Origin of the sequence: Iodidimonas sp. SYSU 1G8 (genome assembly GCF_039655775.1) — a bacterium.
In the GTDB taxonomy this organism is placed as follows: Bacteria; Pseudomonadota; Alphaproteobacteria; order SMXS01; family SMXS01; genus RI-34.
The window spans coordinates 761688-776181 of the sequence record NZ_JBBYXJ010000002.1 but is presented as its reverse complement, the minus strand read 5'-3'; the positions used below and the strand labels follow the sequence as shown (position 1 = coordinate 776181).

General features: G+C 63.9%; 15 protein-coding genes and 1 tRNA gene. 8 read left to right on the top strand and 8 right to left on the bottom strand.

Going from position 1 to position 14494, the window contains the following annotated elements:
- The first annotated feature begins 119 nt into the window (after positions 1–119).
- Positions 120–1151: a DJ-1/PfpI family protein gene (locus WJU17_RS14675; RefSeq protein WP_346328148.1), complete on the top strand. Its 1032-nt coding sequence runs from the start codon at positions 120–122 to the stop codon at positions 1149–1151.
- Entirely contained in the window at positions 1126–1731 is a 606-nt protein-coding gene (locus tag WJU17_RS14670) for a DJ-1/PfpI family protein (RefSeq protein ID WP_346328147.1), read from the top strand. The genes WJU17_RS14675 and WJU17_RS14670 overlap by 26 nt, the downstream gene beginning before the upstream one ends.
- 7 nt (positions 1732–1738) lie before the next feature.
- On the opposite strand, the gene WJU17_RS14665 is transcribed toward WJU17_RS14670, so the two are convergent.
- The 4 genes from WJU17_RS14665 to trxA are packed head-to-tail and all read right to left on the bottom strand — an operon-like array spanning position 1739 to position 3832.
- Positions 1739–2098, bottom strand: coding sequence for a DUF971 domain-containing protein (locus tag WJU17_RS14665; RefSeq protein ID WP_346328146.1), 360 nt, complete (start codon positions 2096–2098; stop codon positions 1739–1741).
- Positions 2095–2283 (bottom strand): Trm112 family protein, encoded by a 189-nt coding sequence (locus WJU17_RS14660; RefSeq protein ID WP_346328145.1) that lies wholly within the window; start codon positions 2281–2283, stop codon positions 2095–2097. Before WJU17_RS14660 ends, WJU17_RS14665 begins: the two co-directional genes overlap by 4 nt.
- A gap of 11 nt (positions 2284–2294) precedes the next feature.
- On the bottom strand, positions 2295–2942 hold the full coding sequence (locus WJU17_RS14655; protein ID WP_346328144.1) for an LON peptidase substrate-binding domain-containing protein: 648 nt from the start codon (positions 2940–2942) through the stop codon (positions 2295–2297).
- Complete coding sequence (trxA, locus tag WJU17_RS14650) at positions 2939–3832, bottom strand: thioredoxin (RefSeq protein ID WP_346328143.1); 894 nt, start codon at positions 3830–3832, stop codon at positions 2939–2941. The genes WJU17_RS14655 and trxA overlap by 4 nt, the downstream gene beginning before the upstream one ends.
- A gap of 223 nt (positions 3833–4055) precedes the next feature.
- Here trxA and WJU17_RS14645 point away from each other — a divergent pair.
- A tRNA-Gly gene (locus WJU17_RS14645) sits at positions 4056–4130 on the top strand.
- Positions 4131–4378: 248 nt separating this feature from the next.
- Here WJU17_RS14645 and WJU17_RS14640 read toward each other — a convergent pair.
- The gene (locus WJU17_RS14640) at positions 4379–6655 is read right to left on the bottom strand and encodes a TonB-dependent receptor (RefSeq protein ID WP_346328142.1); all 2277 of its coding nucleotides are present in this window, start codon (positions 6653–6655) and stop codon (positions 4379–4381) included.
- A 319-nt stretch (positions 6656–6974) separates the two neighbouring features.
- On the bottom strand, positions 6975–7718 hold the full coding sequence (locus WJU17_RS14635) for a LuxR C-terminal-related transcriptional regulator (protein WP_346328141.1): 744 nt from the start codon (positions 7716–7718) through the stop codon (positions 6975–6977).
- A 238-nt stretch (positions 7719–7956) separates the two neighbouring features.
- Between WJU17_RS14635 and WJU17_RS14630 the strand changes: the two genes are divergently transcribed.
- Positions 7957–9252 (top strand): cytochrome P450, encoded by a 1296-nt coding sequence (locus tag WJU17_RS14630; protein WP_346328140.1) that lies wholly within the window; start codon positions 7957–7959, stop codon positions 9250–9252.
- On the opposite strand, the gene WJU17_RS14625 is transcribed toward WJU17_RS14630, so the two are convergent.
- Entirely contained in the window at positions 9249–10421 is a 1173-nt protein-coding gene (locus tag WJU17_RS14625; RefSeq protein ID WP_346328139.1) for a histidine kinase dimerization/phosphoacceptor domain -containing protein, read from the bottom strand. The two genes, WJU17_RS14630 and WJU17_RS14625, sit on opposite strands and share 4 nt — an antisense overlap.
- 227 nt (positions 10422–10648) lie before the next feature.
- On the opposite strand from WJU17_RS14625, the gene WJU17_RS14620 reads away from it, so the two are divergent.
- Positions 10649–10933: a DUF3297 family protein gene (locus WJU17_RS14620; RefSeq protein WP_346328138.1), complete on the top strand. Its 285-nt coding sequence runs from the start codon at positions 10649–10651 to the stop codon at positions 10931–10933.
- 4 nt (positions 10934–10937) lie between these two features.
- Complete coding sequence (locus WJU17_RS14615) at positions 10938–11654, top strand: dienelactone hydrolase family protein (protein ID WP_346328137.1); 717 nt, start codon at positions 10938–10940, stop codon at positions 11652–11654.
- Between the two features lie 16 nt (positions 11655–11670).
- Here WJU17_RS14615 and WJU17_RS14610 read toward each other — a convergent pair whose 3' ends face one another.
- Complete coding sequence (locus tag WJU17_RS14610; RefSeq protein WP_346328136.1) at positions 11671–12363, bottom strand: class I SAM-dependent methyltransferase; 693 nt, start codon at positions 12361–12363, stop codon at positions 11671–11673.
- A gap of 101 nt (positions 12364–12464) precedes the next feature.
- Between WJU17_RS14610 and WJU17_RS14605 the strand changes: the two genes are divergently transcribed.
- Together WJU17_RS14605 and WJU17_RS14600 are read left to right on the top strand one after the other, a co-directional pair.
- Entirely contained in the window at positions 12465–12932 is a 468-nt protein-coding gene (locus WJU17_RS14605) for a GNAT family N-acetyltransferase (RefSeq protein WP_346328135.1), read from the top strand.
- A 96-nt stretch (positions 12933–13028) separates the two neighbouring features.
- Complete coding sequence (locus WJU17_RS14600; RefSeq protein WP_346328134.1) at positions 13029–14489, top strand: RimK family protein; 1461 nt, start codon at positions 13029–13031, stop codon at positions 14487–14489.
- Positions 14490–14494 lie beyond the last annotated feature (5 nt).

Sequence of the window (14494 nt, the reverse complement as noted above, 5' to 3'; positions counted from 1 at the left end):
TGTGACTGGGCCGTCCGCGAGAGCAGGCGGCCCACTTTTTTGCCATGGCGGAAATAGTGGGGTGATTGTCATTCCAGCCAAAGTCCGCTTCGCCTACGCTGCGCAGCGGAGGCACACTCATGGAACAGTCGGCGTCACGACCACGTACCGTCATCATGATCGGGTTCGAGCAGGCGCAGGTGCTCGATATCACCGGTCCGATGCAGATCCTGTCGGCGGTGAACGACCTGGGGGCATCGGCGTACACACTGACTCTGGCCGCGCCCGAAGGCGGCCATATCAACACGACCAGCGGCCTCAAGCTCGTCATCGACCGTGCGTTCAATGACATTGGTGATGATGAACTCGCCCGTCTCGATACGCTGATCGTCTCCGGCGGCGATGGCATCATGCAGGCCATGCGGGATGAACGGTACCTTGCCTTCCTCAGGCGTGCCGCGCCCAGAGCCCGGCGCATCGTTTCAATCTGCAGCGGAATCGCCTTGCTCGCCAGTGCCGGCCTGATCCCCGGGCGCCGGGTCGCGACTCACTGGAACGCGAGCGCGCTGATGGCGCGGGCCTTCCCCGATCTCAGGATCGATCCCGACGCGCTCTATGTCCGCGACGGCAATCTCTGGAGTTCCGCCGGAATCACCGCCGGCATGGACCTCACCCTGGCGTTGATCGAGGAGGACTGGGGGCACGATGTGGCCGTCCAGATCGCCCGGCGGCATGTCCTGTTCATGATCCGGCCAGGCGGACAGTCCCAGTTCAGCGCGCAGCTCGAGGCGCAGGCGCATCAGGGCGGCCGGCTGGCGGCGCTGTTTTCCTGGATCGTCGATCATCCCGGCGCCGATCTCACCGTCACGGCGCTCGCCGCGCGCGCCGGCATGTCGGAGCGAAATTTCGCCCGGGTGTTCCACGCCGAATCAGGCGCCACGCCCGCCGAGTTCGTCGAACGCGCCCGGACCGAAGCGGCGCGGCGCGATCTCGAGCATACGGCGCGGTCCATCGAGCAGATCGCCAGCGAGCGCGGCTTCGGCGCGGCCGAGCGCATGCGCCGTGCCTTCATACGGCGCCTCGGCGTCGGGCCCAAAGCCTATCGCGACCGCTTCCGGCGGCTGCCAACCCATCATGAGACCAACCGTGAACATCGGCATCATTCTCTTTGACGACGCGGAAGAACTGGATTTCGTTGGCCCCTGGGAGGTACTGACCAGCGCCAACAAGCTCTTCGAGTGGCAAAAGCAGCCCGCGCCGGACGAGATCTTCACCATATCCGAAACCGGCGCCACGGTGCGCTGCGCCAAGGGCATGCGCGTGGAAGCCGATCATTCCTTCGCCAGTTGCCCGGACCTGGACATCATCCTGGTTCCGGGCGGCCAGGGCACGCGGCGCGAGGTCGGCAATCCGGCCATGCTGGACTTCGTGCGGCGTCAATCCGCTCATTGCACCTGGATCACCAGCGTGTGTACCGGCGCGTTCGTGCTGGTCGCCGCAGGCCCCGCCAAGGGCAAGCGCGTCACGACCCATTGGGCCGCGTTCGGCGAGCTGGCGGCGATCGGGGGTGTCGGGGAAATGGTGCGGGACCAGCGCTATGTGCGCGATGGCAACGTGGTCACCTCGGCCGGCGTATCGGCGGGAATCGACATGGCCCTGTGGCTGACCGGAGAGCGCTTCGGCGCCGCGCATGGCCACATGACGCAGAAGGTGATCCAGTACGCGCCCAAGCCGCCCTTCACCACCGACTGAAAGCGGGTCAGTCCCGCTTCAGCCCCTTCCAGTCCAGCGCCTGCAGGTACGTCTGCCAGACCTGATCCTGCCGCGTGCCGAGATCATAGAGATAGTCCCAGCTGTAGATGCCGGTATCGTGACCGTCATCGAACTGGATGCGCACGGCGTAATTCCCGGTGGGCACGACGCCGGTGACGTTGACGTTCCTCTTGCCCGGCACGATCATCTTCTGATCGCCGCCATGGCCCTGCACTTCGGCGGACGGGCTTTCCACGCGCAGCAATTCGTAAGGCAGGCTGAAACGGCTGCCATCCTCGAAATCGATCTCGAGCAGCCGCTCCTCCTGCCGGAAGCGGAGGTCGGCGGGCCAAGGGCGCGCGGTCACGACGGATCGAGGCTGCGGGCCTCGTCGATGAGCATGATGGGGATACCATCACGGATCGGAAACGCGACCCCGGCCTGACGACTGACCAACTCCTGCGCCTCGCGGTCATAGTGAAGCGGCCCCTTGGTCACCGGGCAGACCAGGATTTCCAATAGTTTGGGATCGATTTCATTGGATGAGGGCATCGCGACGCCTCCTATTGCAATGAACCGCCGGTGCCGGCGGCCTGGGCGATGGCCATTTCATAGAGCGCGATCAGCGTCTGGTAACGCCGCTCGATATCGGCCGCCTCCAGCAGCGCCTGCTTCTCATTCGGCGCCCAAGGCGCCAGCGTCGATGAGGCGTGGATGAGGGTTTCCGTATCCGTGTTCTCGATCATGTCCCAGTCGACCTGGTATCCCTGTAGATCCACATATTGACGGATCAGCTTCAGGAAGTAGTCCCGGTTCGCCGAATGGGCCGTTTCCGGCTCGAAGTCGCGCATGAAGCCGGCGTAGTCCACCTTGAACAGGCGGTAAGGCGTGGTCCGGGCCAATTCCTCGACGATCCGGAACCGGCGGATGCCGGTCAGGGTGATGATATAGCGGCCGTCCTCCAGTTCTTGGAAGGCCGTGAGCCGGCCGGCGCAGCCGATGTCATAGACCGGCGGCTCCTGGGACTCGGACTCGAGCGTACGGGGCTGGACCATCCCGATCACGCGCCGCCCCTTCAGCGCATCCTCGATCATGGTGCGATAGCGCGCCTCGAAGATGTTGAGCGGCAGGGCGCCGCGCGGCAGCAGCAGCGCGCCGGTCAGCGGAAAAACCGGCAGGATATCGGGAAGCTGCGTCCAGTCCTGGATCATGAGAACAGCAGCGACGACAGCGCCTTGCGGGTCTGCACCGTCAGCGGGCTGGTGGGTCCCCAGGCCTCGAACAGGGTGATGAGCTGCTTGCGCGCGCCATCCTCGTTCCAGGCCCGGTCATTGCGCACGATATGAAGCAGTTCGGCGGCCGCCTCATCGTTCCGCCCCGCACCGACAAGCGCCAGCGCCAGGTCGAAACGGGCTTGGCTGTCGGCCGGGTCCGCATCCACCTTGGCGCGTAGTTCGGCCACGTCACCCGCGTCGCCCGCCTGTTCGGCAAGCTGGAACGTGGCGCGCACGCCGGCGAATTCCTTGCGGGCCTGGGTTTCGGCATCGAGCGAGTCGAACATCTGGCGCGCGGTTTCCATATCGTCGGTTTTCAGTCGTCCCGCGATCATGCCCGCATAGGCATCCAGATTGTCCGGCTCGGCCGCCAGCACTTCGCGGTAGACCGCCTCGGCCGTCGCATGATCGCCGGCCTCGGCCGCGGCGCGGGCTTCTTCCAGCAGTTCTGCGATGGGACCGGGACCGGACAGCGCCGCGACCCGTTCGACGAACTGCTTCACCTGGCTTTCCGGCAACGCGCCCATGAAGCCATCGACCGGCTGGCCATTATGGAAGGCGAACACCGCCGGAATGCTCTGCACCCGGAGCTGACCGGCCAGTTGCTGGTTTTCGTCCACATTGATCTTGACCATGCGCACCCGCCCGCCAAAGCCGTTGACGACCTTTTCCAGCGCCGGGCCCAGCTGCTTGCACGGGCCGCACCATGGCGCCCAGAAATCGACGATGACCGGCACCGTGCGCGACATCTCGATCACATCCGCCATGAATCGGGCGGTATCGGAGTCTTTCACCAGTTCGCCTTGCGGCGCCTGCAACGTGCTCATGCTTGCCTTCCGGTTTCGTTATGGGGGCGGGAGTCGCCGAATGCCCCGGTTTCCGCGCTGGGCGTGACCTAGCACAATGAGGTGGTGAAATTAAGCCTGCCGTCAAGGTTTGCCGCGTATCGGCGGCACCGGAAAAAGGTGAAATTTTCTGAAAAGATTGGGGTTGCAAAGCCGAAACCAATGCGTAATATCCGCCGCCTGCACCCCAGGGTGCAAACGGAGCGCGGGCGTAGCTCAGGGGTAGAGCATAACCTTGCCAAGGTTAGGGTCGTGAGTTCGAATCTCATCGCCCGCTCCAATAAAAGCCTTTTCGCGAAGGCTTTCCGTCACGGACGGAAACAACTTCCTAATGAAGATCGTGTCACAGCGACGCCGAGAGGCCTTGTCGCCTTGCCATGCGCATGAGCGATCATGGCCCATCGGAAGGCATGGCCTCATCCCGGCGGCGACCACAAAAAAACAACCCCTCGGAAACCTGCCGAGGGGTTGTGATCTTGATCCCTGCCAGCGCCATGGGCTGGCCGGATGTAGCCCGCGCCAGAAGGCCTAGAACCGGAACGATGCCTCGATCGATATCTGGCGTCCGCGAGAATAGGTGCGGATGATATCGTCGCCCACGCCGCCCTGCAGGAAGGGGCGTGGCCCGCTGCTGTTGAGGTACCGCTTGTTCGCGAGATTGGTCCCGATGACCGCCAATTGCCAGCTGCCGTCGGGATCGCCGATGGAAGCGGCCAGGTCGAAAGTCCAGAACGACTTCTGGCGGAAATTGTCGAACGATGTGAAGTAGGAGCCGCTGTACTGGGCACTTCCGGTCAGACCGAACTCCCACGCATTCCCCAGCGGCACCCGCAGGTCCGCGGTCGCGTTGCCGGCCAGGTGAGGCGCCTGGAGGCCCTGCCTTCCCTGCAGGTTGGCATCGATGCCGTCGAGCGGGTTGGGATCGAACGGCGCGGTATACTTGGTGTCCAGATAGGTCATCGAGCCGTAGAAGCTCAGTCCCTGCACCGGCGTTTCCCAGCGCCAGTCCAGGTCCAGTCCCTTCGAGGTGACCTCGCCGGCATTGGTGGTCAGGAACTGGATGGCGACCGCGTCGAAGTTCTGAACCTGGAGGTTCTTGAACACGTAATAGAAGGCCGACAGGTTCAGGGTCAGCGTCCGGTCCGCCCATTGCGACTTCACGCCGACCTCGCCGCCCCTGGCCGTCTCGGAGCCATAGATCAGCGCATCGGCCGTCGCCTCGCGCACGGCGGGATCGGAACTGGCGAAGCCGAGCAGGTTGGACGACGGCAGCGCGCTGTTGTCGATGCCGCCCGATTTGAAGCCGGCCTTGTAGGAAGCGTAGAAGTTCAGGTCGTCGGTCGCCTTGTAGCTCAGCGTCACCTCCGGCGAGATGTTGCTGTCGCGGAATTCGATGGGACCGGAGTCAAAACCGCTCTGGATGAAGGCGCCCGTGCCCGCAAGGAACGCGTGCACATAGGGCACGACAATATGGTTCACCTTCTTCTCATGGGTCCAGCGCACGCCGCCGGACAATTCGAGCTGATCGGTGAAGTTGATGGCGGCGCTGCCGAAAACCGAGATCGCACGCGTATCGGTCGGATGCTGCTTGAACCAGTCGAAGGTGTTGCCGGTCACCGGGTCGGGGCCGAAGAACGAGATGTTCACGGCGTTCTGGCTGGTGTTGAACTCGATGTGCCGGTCTTCGTAGAAGGCGCCGACCATGAAGTTGAACCAGTGATCGAAATCGCTGCGCAGGCGCAACTCCTGGCTGAACTGACGCAGCTGGTTGTCGGTCAGGCCGGTTCCCGCGCCATAACTGACACCGCCGACGACACCGCCATAGCTGTAGGCGTCGAGATCCTGCGCCGACTGGTCGATGTAGCCGGTGACGGAGGAGAGAGAAAGGCTCTCGCTCAGCTGCCAATCCCATTTGAGCACGCCGAAAAAGATGGTCGACCGGCCATAAGGGACCCCGCCATTCTGGTCCGGCCCCTCGCTGGGCGCCTGGACGGAAAGCGGCGGCGCGGGATCGGTGAGATAGAAGGTTTTCCTGCCGCCAGGCGTATCACAGCCATAGCCCGCCGGAAGCACCACCGCGCCGCTGAGCAGGAAAACGGGGTCCGGCACACCGTTCGCGCCGCAGTCGAATGCCGATCGCTGGATCGCCCCATCATTGGCATGCCGGATGTAGTTGAGTTTCAGGCTGGCGTCGAAATCGTCGGTCGGCTCCCAGTCCAGTGTCGCACGGACATTGATGTTCCGCTCGCCGCGATGCGGGTCCGCGACGGGTGCGCTGTTGAGATAGACCTCGTGGATATTGTTGTAGCGCGCCACCAGCCGGATGCCGACCTTGTCGCTGAGCGGCCCCGACAGATAGGCCTGGGTCGTAACGCCCCGCTCCTCGAACTCGTAGGCCACCTTGCCGCCGACCTCCCATTCATCGGTGGGGTCCGCCGACTTGATCGACAGGACGCCGGCCGACGCGCTCTTGCCGAAATACAGGGACTGCGGCCCCTTGAGCACCTCGATCTGGCGGACGTCCACGAAGGCGGATTGCAGAACGCGCATGGAACTGACCTGCATGCCGTCGAAATCGAGCGCCACCGCGGAATCGAACGCGGCCGAGATGTAGGATGACCCGACGCCGCGCAAACTCATGGACGCGCCGGAACCAGAGCCTCCCGTCTGCACGCTCAGCGTCGGAATGCGGGTCGTGATGTCGGAGACCTGATCGTAATTGAAGCGCTCGATATCCGCCCCGCCGACGGTGGATACGGTCACCGGCACTTCCTGGAGCGTCTCGACCTGTTTGCGCGCCGTCACCGTCACCGTCTCTGCGACCCGCCTGGTGTCCGCGCCTTCCTGTGCCGAAGCCTTTATTGGCAGTACCGCCGACCAGATGCCGACAGACAATATCAGTGAAACCGATCGCCAACCGTTTCCCCGGCATGATTTATGGTCAAGCCCTGCGTGCTTGTTCATTGTTTCCTTCCCCCGTTATCTGCGCGTCAATCATGGGAATATTTCCCGCGACGCCCGCGCGACGCCGAGAAAGGGTAGAGTGGCCCATGCAGGGGTGACTACCTGATAGATTTACGAGGGTTTGGAGGCCGGGGCCGAGGCCGTCGACGAGACCGACGAACTAGAACAGGAGCGGACCGCCCGGTCTGGCGCCGGACACGGGCGCGTTCAAAATCCCCAGGCTCATCGCATTGTAGATGGCCTGCTGCCGGGACGTGGCATCCAGCTTCGACATGGCGTTCTGCACGTGAAAATCCACCGTCCGGGAACTGATGCTCAGAATAAGCGCGATTTCCCAGGACGTCTTTCCCATCGCCACCCAGCGCATGCATTCCCGCTCTCGCGCTGTCAGGGAGGGCGAGGCCGGTTGGGTCTGCCTGCAGGCGCAGGTCACGAGCGAATTTCCGATCGGCGCCGACTCCTTTACCTCTTCGATCGCCCTGTCCATGTTGATGCTGTCGGCCCGATCGAGCGCGACCAGCGTTCCCCGGATATTGAACGGGCCGAAAAACGGAATGGATACGCCGCTTTTGAACCCGTGATCCGCGACCAGGGAGAAGAGGTCTCGCTGCCGCTGATCGCCGGAACTCCGGAACTCATCGACGGTCCAGATGACCGGGACGGTATGTTCCCGGACCCACCCCTGAACGGGATCGGTCTCGGCGAAACCCTTTTCGCCATACTGCTCGATCAGCCGGCACGCCGACGACGACACCGCGCCGGCCACTGCCGGTTCGGCGCCCTGCCCGGCCCGTGCGTCCTCGACGGAACAGATGTAGCCAGCCCAGCCTCGCCGGCTGGCATAGGTATCCAGGGCGTGGGCGCCCGCCGGATCGGAGACGTCAGGGAGCGGAATGACAATCATTCCAGAACCATCCTTGCTCGAATGCACGGGGCCAAGCATGGCTCAATGTGTCCCGTTATTGAACCTCGAAATCCATCCTCTGCACCAGAATTGGCACCAATGCGGCCAGTCGAGACGCAGGGTGATCTGGCGAGACCTGTCAGATCACACAGGCGGCAGCCCGTTTTCCTGCCGCTAAGGTTGGCCACTCGAGCACCGGGGCGGGATGCCCCGGCGAACAGAGCGGAAGAGGAAAGCCATGTCTCCGATCAACCGGATGGAAAACCCCGTGCGCCCCAGGACGCTCGACGAGGCTGCGCTCGCCGATCCCGAGGTGCTGGACTGTCCGTACCCGACCTATGACCTGCTGCGCGAGCAGGCGCCCGTGTGGCTCGACCCGTTGACCGGCGTTTACAACATCACGCGGTACGAGGACCTGCGCCAGATCCTTCGGGACACGGAGACTTTCTCGAACAAGCGTCCCGGGGAGGACCATCAAAATCTCACCGGCCTCGCCAGGCGAATCCACGACAGATATCTGGAAAAGGGATGGGTACCGGGCATTTCGCTGGCCGGCCGCGACGAGCCCGAGCACAAGCAGATGCGCGCCATGTTCGACAAGGCCTTTACCGCCGGCAAGATCAGGGAAATCGACTCGTTCGTCGAAACGCTTGCCTACGACCTGATCGACCGGTTCGTCGACGAAGGACGCTGCGAATTCGTCAGCCAGTACGCCGTGCCGCTGCCGCTGATCATCATCTGCCGCCAGATGGGCGCGCGGGACGAGGATGTGTGGCGGATCAAGGAGTGGACCGATGCCTGGATTCGAGGCCGCGGCTTCGGGCTGACCGAGGACGAAGCCTTGTGGTCGGCCGACAAAGAGATCGAGGCACAGCATTATTTCCAACCGATCTTCGAGCGCCTTCGCCGGGAGCCCGACGGAACGCTGCTGTCGGACCTGGTGAATACGGTGATCCCGGAATGGGGTCGCCCGCTGACCGACAACGAGCTCCACGCCGAAATGATGCAGGACACGTTTGTCGGCGGGTCGGAGACGACGACCAACGCACTCACCGGCGGACTCATGCTGCTGGGCCAGAATCCCGCTGTCTGGGATCGGCTGAAATCGGACCCTGAGCGTTATCTGAAGACCTTCTGCGAAGAGGTGGTCCGGCTCGAGAGCCCGGTGCAGGGCCTGACGCGTCTCGCCACCCGGGAGGTCAGGCTGCACGGGGTTACGATCCCCAGGGGCGGCATCGTGTGTGTCCGGTTCGCGGCGGCGAACCGCGACCCGGAGAAGTTCGAGTGTCCGAACGAGGTCGATCTCGAGCGCAAGAACGCCGGCGCCCATCTGGGCTTCAGTTCGGGCGTGCATCATTGCCTCGGCGCGCCACTTGCCCGCCGAGAACTCTACTGGGGCTTCAAGGCCTTCATCGACAGAATCGAGGACTTCCGCCTGGCGCCGGAGAATACCTTCCGGCACCTTCCGAACTACGCCCTGCGCATTAAGCAGAACCTGTTCATCGACTTCACGCCGAAACCGCGCCGACCCTAGGGAATGATCGTCTCATCCGGCGAACGCACGGGAAAGAGCACGCCGACGCTGGCGCCGCCCAGATCGTCCGCGTGGGCCAGCACCAGTTCGCCGCCCAGTTGCTCGACCAGGGTGCCGACCACCTTCATGCCGAGGCCTTCTGTCGCGGTGCTGTCGAAATGGTCGGGCAGGCCGGGCCCGTCATCGGTGACACGCAGGAGGTAACGGTCCGGATCAGCATGACGCAATGTCACGCGGATCGTCCTCGCGCCCTGTTTCGACGCATTCGTCACCAGCTCGTTCATGATGATGCCCAAGGGCACGAGACGATCGATGGCGACCCGTGCCTCGATGGAATCGACGACAATCCGGGCATGCTCACCGGTGCCGAGCATGCCCGCCAGATCATGCCCGAGCCGGGTAAGATAATCGCGGCACTCGCCGACATCGCCCTGGTTGTTGAGGTAGATATGCTGGTGCACCCTCGCCACCGCGATGACCCGGCCACTCGCGCGTTTGAGTTGCTCGGCACTGTGGGCGTCATCGACGGCCCGGCTCTGGACCCTGAGCAGCGCGGCGACGAGTTGCAGGCTGTTCATCACCCGGTGATCGACCTCCTTGGCCAACACCTCGGCGCGCCGCAGCGCCGTTTCCTTCTCGGCGACGGCCCGCGAGAGCTCGTCGATGGAGTTGCGGGCCGAGAGCCGGAGTTCCATCTGGTCCATGACCATGGCAGCCAGATTGCGCAGTTGCGCCAGTTGCCGTTCGGTGATCGCGCGTGGTTCACGGTCGATGACGCAGAGCGTGCCCAGATTGAAGCCATCGGTCGTTCGGAGCGGTACCCCGACATAGAACTGCAGCCCGAACTCGCCCGCGACCAGTGGATTGGTCAGGGAGCGGACGTCGCGGCGGGCATCGGTCAGGACCCATGGCTCGCCCTGCAGGATGGCGGACGCGCATAGGCCCGGCGCGCGGTCGATCTGCACGGTATCGACGCCATGCCGCGACTTGAACCAGATGCGGTCCTGATCGACAAGGCTGATGATCGAAATCGGCACATCGAACAGATCGGCGGCCATCGCGGTGATCCGGTCGAAGGCGCCGTCGGGCGGCGTATCCAGAATGTCGTACCGGTGCAGCGCAGCAATGCGATGCTCCTCCCAACTGGGATAGCCAGGTCGTTCAATCACCCGCAGGACACCTTTTCATGGTCGGGCGCGGATGGCGGTTGACCGCAACGACGCGGCCCGCATCGGGCGCAAGGACGCACAATGCCATCTATCGTCACGCCCGTCGCTGATCCAGGTTAATGCCGACACCGGGTCATGACACTGGTGGCGCAAAGGGATTTGGGATTGGCACGGACGGTGCGCTTGGGGCAATGTGGCCCGGAAATGACCGACCGAGAGTTCAGCCCATGACCGACACGCCTCCTGACCGCCTGGCCACCAATCCGAAAAGCCCGTTCTATGACGAAGAGCTTCTGCGGCGGGGCGTCGGCATCCGTTTCAAGGGCGTCGAGAAGACCAATGTGGATGAATACTGCGTTAGCGAAGGCTGGGTGCGCCTCAGCGTCGGCAATACGCGCGACCGCTACGGCAATCCCATGACGGTGAAGCTGAAGGGTGACGTGGAACCCTATTTCCACGAGACCCCGCCGGAAGAAGAGGGCAAGCCCGACGGAACCGGCAGCCCGGAGTAAGTTCATGGACACCGGCACGTTCGACTATGCCCATGGCGACGTGACCTGCGAAGCGTTCGCGGCGTATGACAATACCCAGGATGGCAAGCGGCCCTGCGTGCTGGTGGTGCATCAATGGGCCGGCCAGAGCGAGGCTGAACGCGGCGCTGCCCGGCGCCTTGCCGAACTGGGATATGTGGCGATCGCCATCGATGTTTACGGCAAGGGCCGGCGCGGCGATCTGGCTGGCGACAATACCGCGCTGATGCAGCCCTTTCTGGAAGATCGCGCCCTGTTGCGAGACCGGCTTATCGCGGCCGTCACGGCGGCGAAGGCACATCCGGCGGTGGATCCCGAACGGATCGCGGCCATGGGCTATTGCTTTGGCGGCCTGTGCGTCCTGGACATGGCCCGGAGCGGAACACCGGACATCAAGGGAGTAGCCAGTATTCACGGCATCTTCCCGCCACCGAATCTAGAGCGACAAGGGCCGATCACGGCCAAGGTTCTCATCCTGCATGGCTGGGAAGACCCGCTGGCGCCCCCGCCCGACGTAATCGGCGTGGCCAAGGAACTGACGGATGCGGGCGCCGACTGGCAACTGCACGCCTATGGCCATGCCCGTCACGCCTTCACCAACAAAGCCGCCGACGCACCTGACCAGGGCATGCAGTACAATGAGGCGGCTGCCCGCCGCTCGTGGTCGGCGATGACGGCCTTTCTGGCAGAAGTCCTCGCCTGACCGGTCTCTCCCTCGGTCAGGGCCGCCGCCCGCTCATCACGGCGAAGCGGTGCGATTTGAAGCTGCAGTCCACGTCCGCGAGCCCCGCCACGCGCATCCAGTTCAGCTGGTCCTCCACCGGGGCGCAGCGGTCGTGCAGCATGCGCTGGCGCGCATTGTAGATCTCCGCGTCCGGCACACCCAACGCCGCCGCCTGCGCCGTCCAGATCCGTTCGTTGCGGGCCTCCAGCGCCGCGGTGGGCCCGAGAATCTGCTCTGCGTTGATGAACAGGCCGCCCGGCGCCAGCGCCGCCGCGATGCGGGCGAACAGCGCCTGCTTGTCCTCGTGCTCAAGGTGATGGATAGCCAGACCTGAGACGATCAGGTCCCAGTCACCGCCCAGATCCGCCGAAGAGAAATCGGCGAGAACATAATGGACGTCAGGAACCAGCGAAAAACGCCCCCGTGCGACATCGAGCATGGCGTCCGAGCCGTCCATGAGAGTCAGACGCGCCCGAGGCCGGGTGGCGAGGACGAAGGACGCCGCCAGACCCGTCCCGGCCCCCAGGTCCAGCACGCGCGGCGCCTCGGGGCCGCCCCAGTCGGCCATGAGCAGCCCGATCTCTCCATAGAAGGACTCAAAGCAGGGCACCAGGCCGCGGCGAAGAGCATCGTATTTGCGTGCGTCGGCGCTGAACGCCTGGGCTGACTGAGGAACAGCGGCAACCATTGTAGTCCCTTTCATTGCATGCTCAGACTATCGGCTCAGACGGCGGGCCGCACAACCGTCCCCGGCGTCCCGATCATCATCGTATGGGGAAACCAGCCGCAATGGCGTCAACGATCAGGATTCGGCCAGCGCAGCAGGACGATGTCGAGGCCATGCAGCGGCTGGAACTGGCGGCGTTTCCGGGAGACCGTCTGTCGCGGCGCGCCATGCGGCGTCTCGTGGGACGCGATACCGCCCTCTGCCTCGTCGCCGAGGACGATGCCGGCCTGGCTGGCGATGCCATCGTGTTGCTTCGCCGGAACAGCAAGGCCGCAAGGCTGTACTCCCTCGCGGTCGATCCGGACCGCCGAGGCAGGGGGATCGGCACGGGCCTGCTCGCCCAAGCCGAACGGCTCGCGGCCGCGACCGGGCGCCGGCGCATGACTCTCGAAGTCCGGGAAGACAATGACGCGGCGATCCGGCGCTATCTCGCGACCGGGTATGCGCGGGCCGGGCGCAAGCCGGATTTCTACGATGACGGCGCCGCTGCCCTGGTACTGGAAAAATTCCTCGCCACCGTACCGGATTAGACCACAAACGCTATCTTTACTGAGACCATGGCCGCGCGCATCATCCGCCCGGCTCGGCGACCAACGACCTTACCTCAGCGTCTCCTTAAAGGCGTCATGACACGACATATCATTATCGTCGACTCCACCGCCGACTGCGAATGGGCGCGCAAGGCAGGCAAGGCCGTCACCCTGCAGCAATATGTGGAAACGCCGGACGGGCTTTCGAGCAAGAGCGCGCGCGTGATCAACCTCAGCGGCGATCTGGAATATCTGGACCTGGGATATTACTGCTCCCTGCTGGCCGAGGCACGTGGCCAGAAGGTGGTGCCGACGGTCGAGACCATCCTGAATCTGTCGCGCAAGGCGCTCTACAGCGTCGAGCTGCCTGACCTCAATCATACGCTGCGCGACGAAATCGCCAAGCTGGCCAATCCTCCCCAGGCGGCTTTTACACTGACCGTCTATTTCGGCCAGCCAGCGGGCGCGCGCTTCCGAACCTTCGCCCGGCAGTTATTCGACCGGTTCCGCTGCCCGTTGCTGCGGGTGCATGTGGAGTTCGACGAACGCTGGAGCGTGAAAACGCTGGAGGCCATCGCGCCGCGTGCTCTCAACCCGGACGAGTTCGACTTCTTCCTAACTCGCCTGGAGCACTATACCCGCGCCGACTGGCGCGCGCCGAAAGCCCGCCCCACCGCGCGATTTGCCTTGGGCGTGCTTTATGACCAGAACGCGAAACTGCCGCCCTCGTCGCCCGAGACGATCAAAAAGCTGATCGCCATCGGCGCCCAGATGGGCATCGACGTCGAGACCCTTGAGCGCAAGGACTATCTGCGTCTGGCGGAATACGACGCCCTGTTCATCCGCGAAACCACCACGCTCGAGAACCACACGTTCCGGTTTGCCCAGAAGGCGGTGTTCGAGGGCATTCCGGTGATCGACGATCCGGTGTCGATCCTGCGCTGCACCAACAAGGTTTACCTGGCCGAACTGCTGCAGACCAACAAGGTGGCCGCGCCAAGAACCGTCATCATCGGCCGGCAGAACGTGCTGAACGCGGAAGCGGCCCTGTCCTACCCGCTGGTGCTGAAGATTCCGGACGGCTCGTTCTCGCGCGGCGTCGTGAAGGTCGATAACCGGTCGGATTTGCTTGAGCACTCGAAGCGCCTGTTCCGCCATTCCGCCGTGATCCTGGCGCAGGAGTTCATGTACACCGAGTATGACTGGCGTGTCGGCGTGTTGAACCGCAAACCCATTTTCGTGTCGCAATACTTCATGTCGCGCAAGCACTGGCAGATCATCAACCACAAGCCCGGCGGCGGCTTCGCCGAGGGCGCCTTCAAGTCCGTGGCGGTCGAGGATGCGCCCCGCGCCGTGGTGGAGGCCGGCGTGCGCGCCGCCAACCTTGTCGGCGACGGCCTTTACGGAGTCGATCTGAAACAGCGAGAGGACGGCGTGTTCGTCATCGAGATCAACGACAACCCCAATATCGACAGAGGCGTCGAGGATGGGGTTCTCAAGGACGACCTCTATCGTCTGCTGCTGAACGACTTCGTGCGCCGGATCGAAGCCCGCTGAACCGG

What these genes read in the sequence shown, in the direction of transcription:
- WJU17_RS14675 (WP_346328148.1), top strand. Translation starts at nt 120, where the DNA reads ATGGAACAGTCGGCGTCACGACCACGTACCGTCATCATGATCGGGTTC.
- WJU17_RS14630 (WP_346328140.1), top strand. Translation starts at nt 7,957, where the DNA reads ATGTCTCCGATCAACCGGATGGAAAACCCCGTGCGCCCCAGGACGCTC.
- WJU17_RS14620 (WP_346328138.1), top strand. Translation starts at nt 10,649, where the DNA reads ATGACCGACACGCCTCCTGACCGCCTGGCCACCAATCCGAAAAGCCCG.
- WJU17_RS14660 (WP_346328145.1), bottom strand. Translation starts at nt 2,283, where the DNA reads ATGCCCTCATCCAATGAAATCGATCCCAAACTATTGGAAATCCTGGTC.
- trxA (WP_346328143.1), bottom strand. Translation starts at nt 3,832, where the DNA reads ATGAGCACGTTGCAGGCGCCGCAAGGCGAACTGGTGAAAGACTCCGAT.
- WJU17_RS14610 (WP_346328136.1), bottom strand. Translation starts at nt 12,363, where the DNA reads ATGGTTGCCGCTGTTCCTCAGTCAGCCCAGGCGTTCAGCGCCGACGCA.
- WJU17_RS14615 (WP_346328137.1), top strand. Translation starts at nt 10,938, where the DNA reads ATGGACACCGGCACGTTCGACTATGCCCATGGCGACGTGACCTGCGAA.
- WJU17_RS14655 (WP_346328144.1), bottom strand. Translation starts at nt 2,942, where the DNA reads ATGATCCAGGACTGGACGCAGCTTCCCGATATCCTGCCGGTTTTTCCG.
- WJU17_RS14635 (WP_346328141.1), bottom strand. Translation starts at nt 7,718, where the DNA reads ATGATTGTCATTCCGCTCCCTGACGTCTCCGATCCGGCGGGCGCCCAC.
- WJU17_RS14600 (WP_346328134.1), top strand. Translation starts at nt 13,029, where the DNA reads ATGACACGACATATCATTATCGTCGACTCCACCGCCGACTGCGAATGG.
- WJU17_RS14605 (WP_346328135.1), top strand. Translation starts at nt 12,465, where the DNA reads ATGGCGTCAACGATCAGGATTCGGCCAGCGCAGCAGGACGATGTCGAG.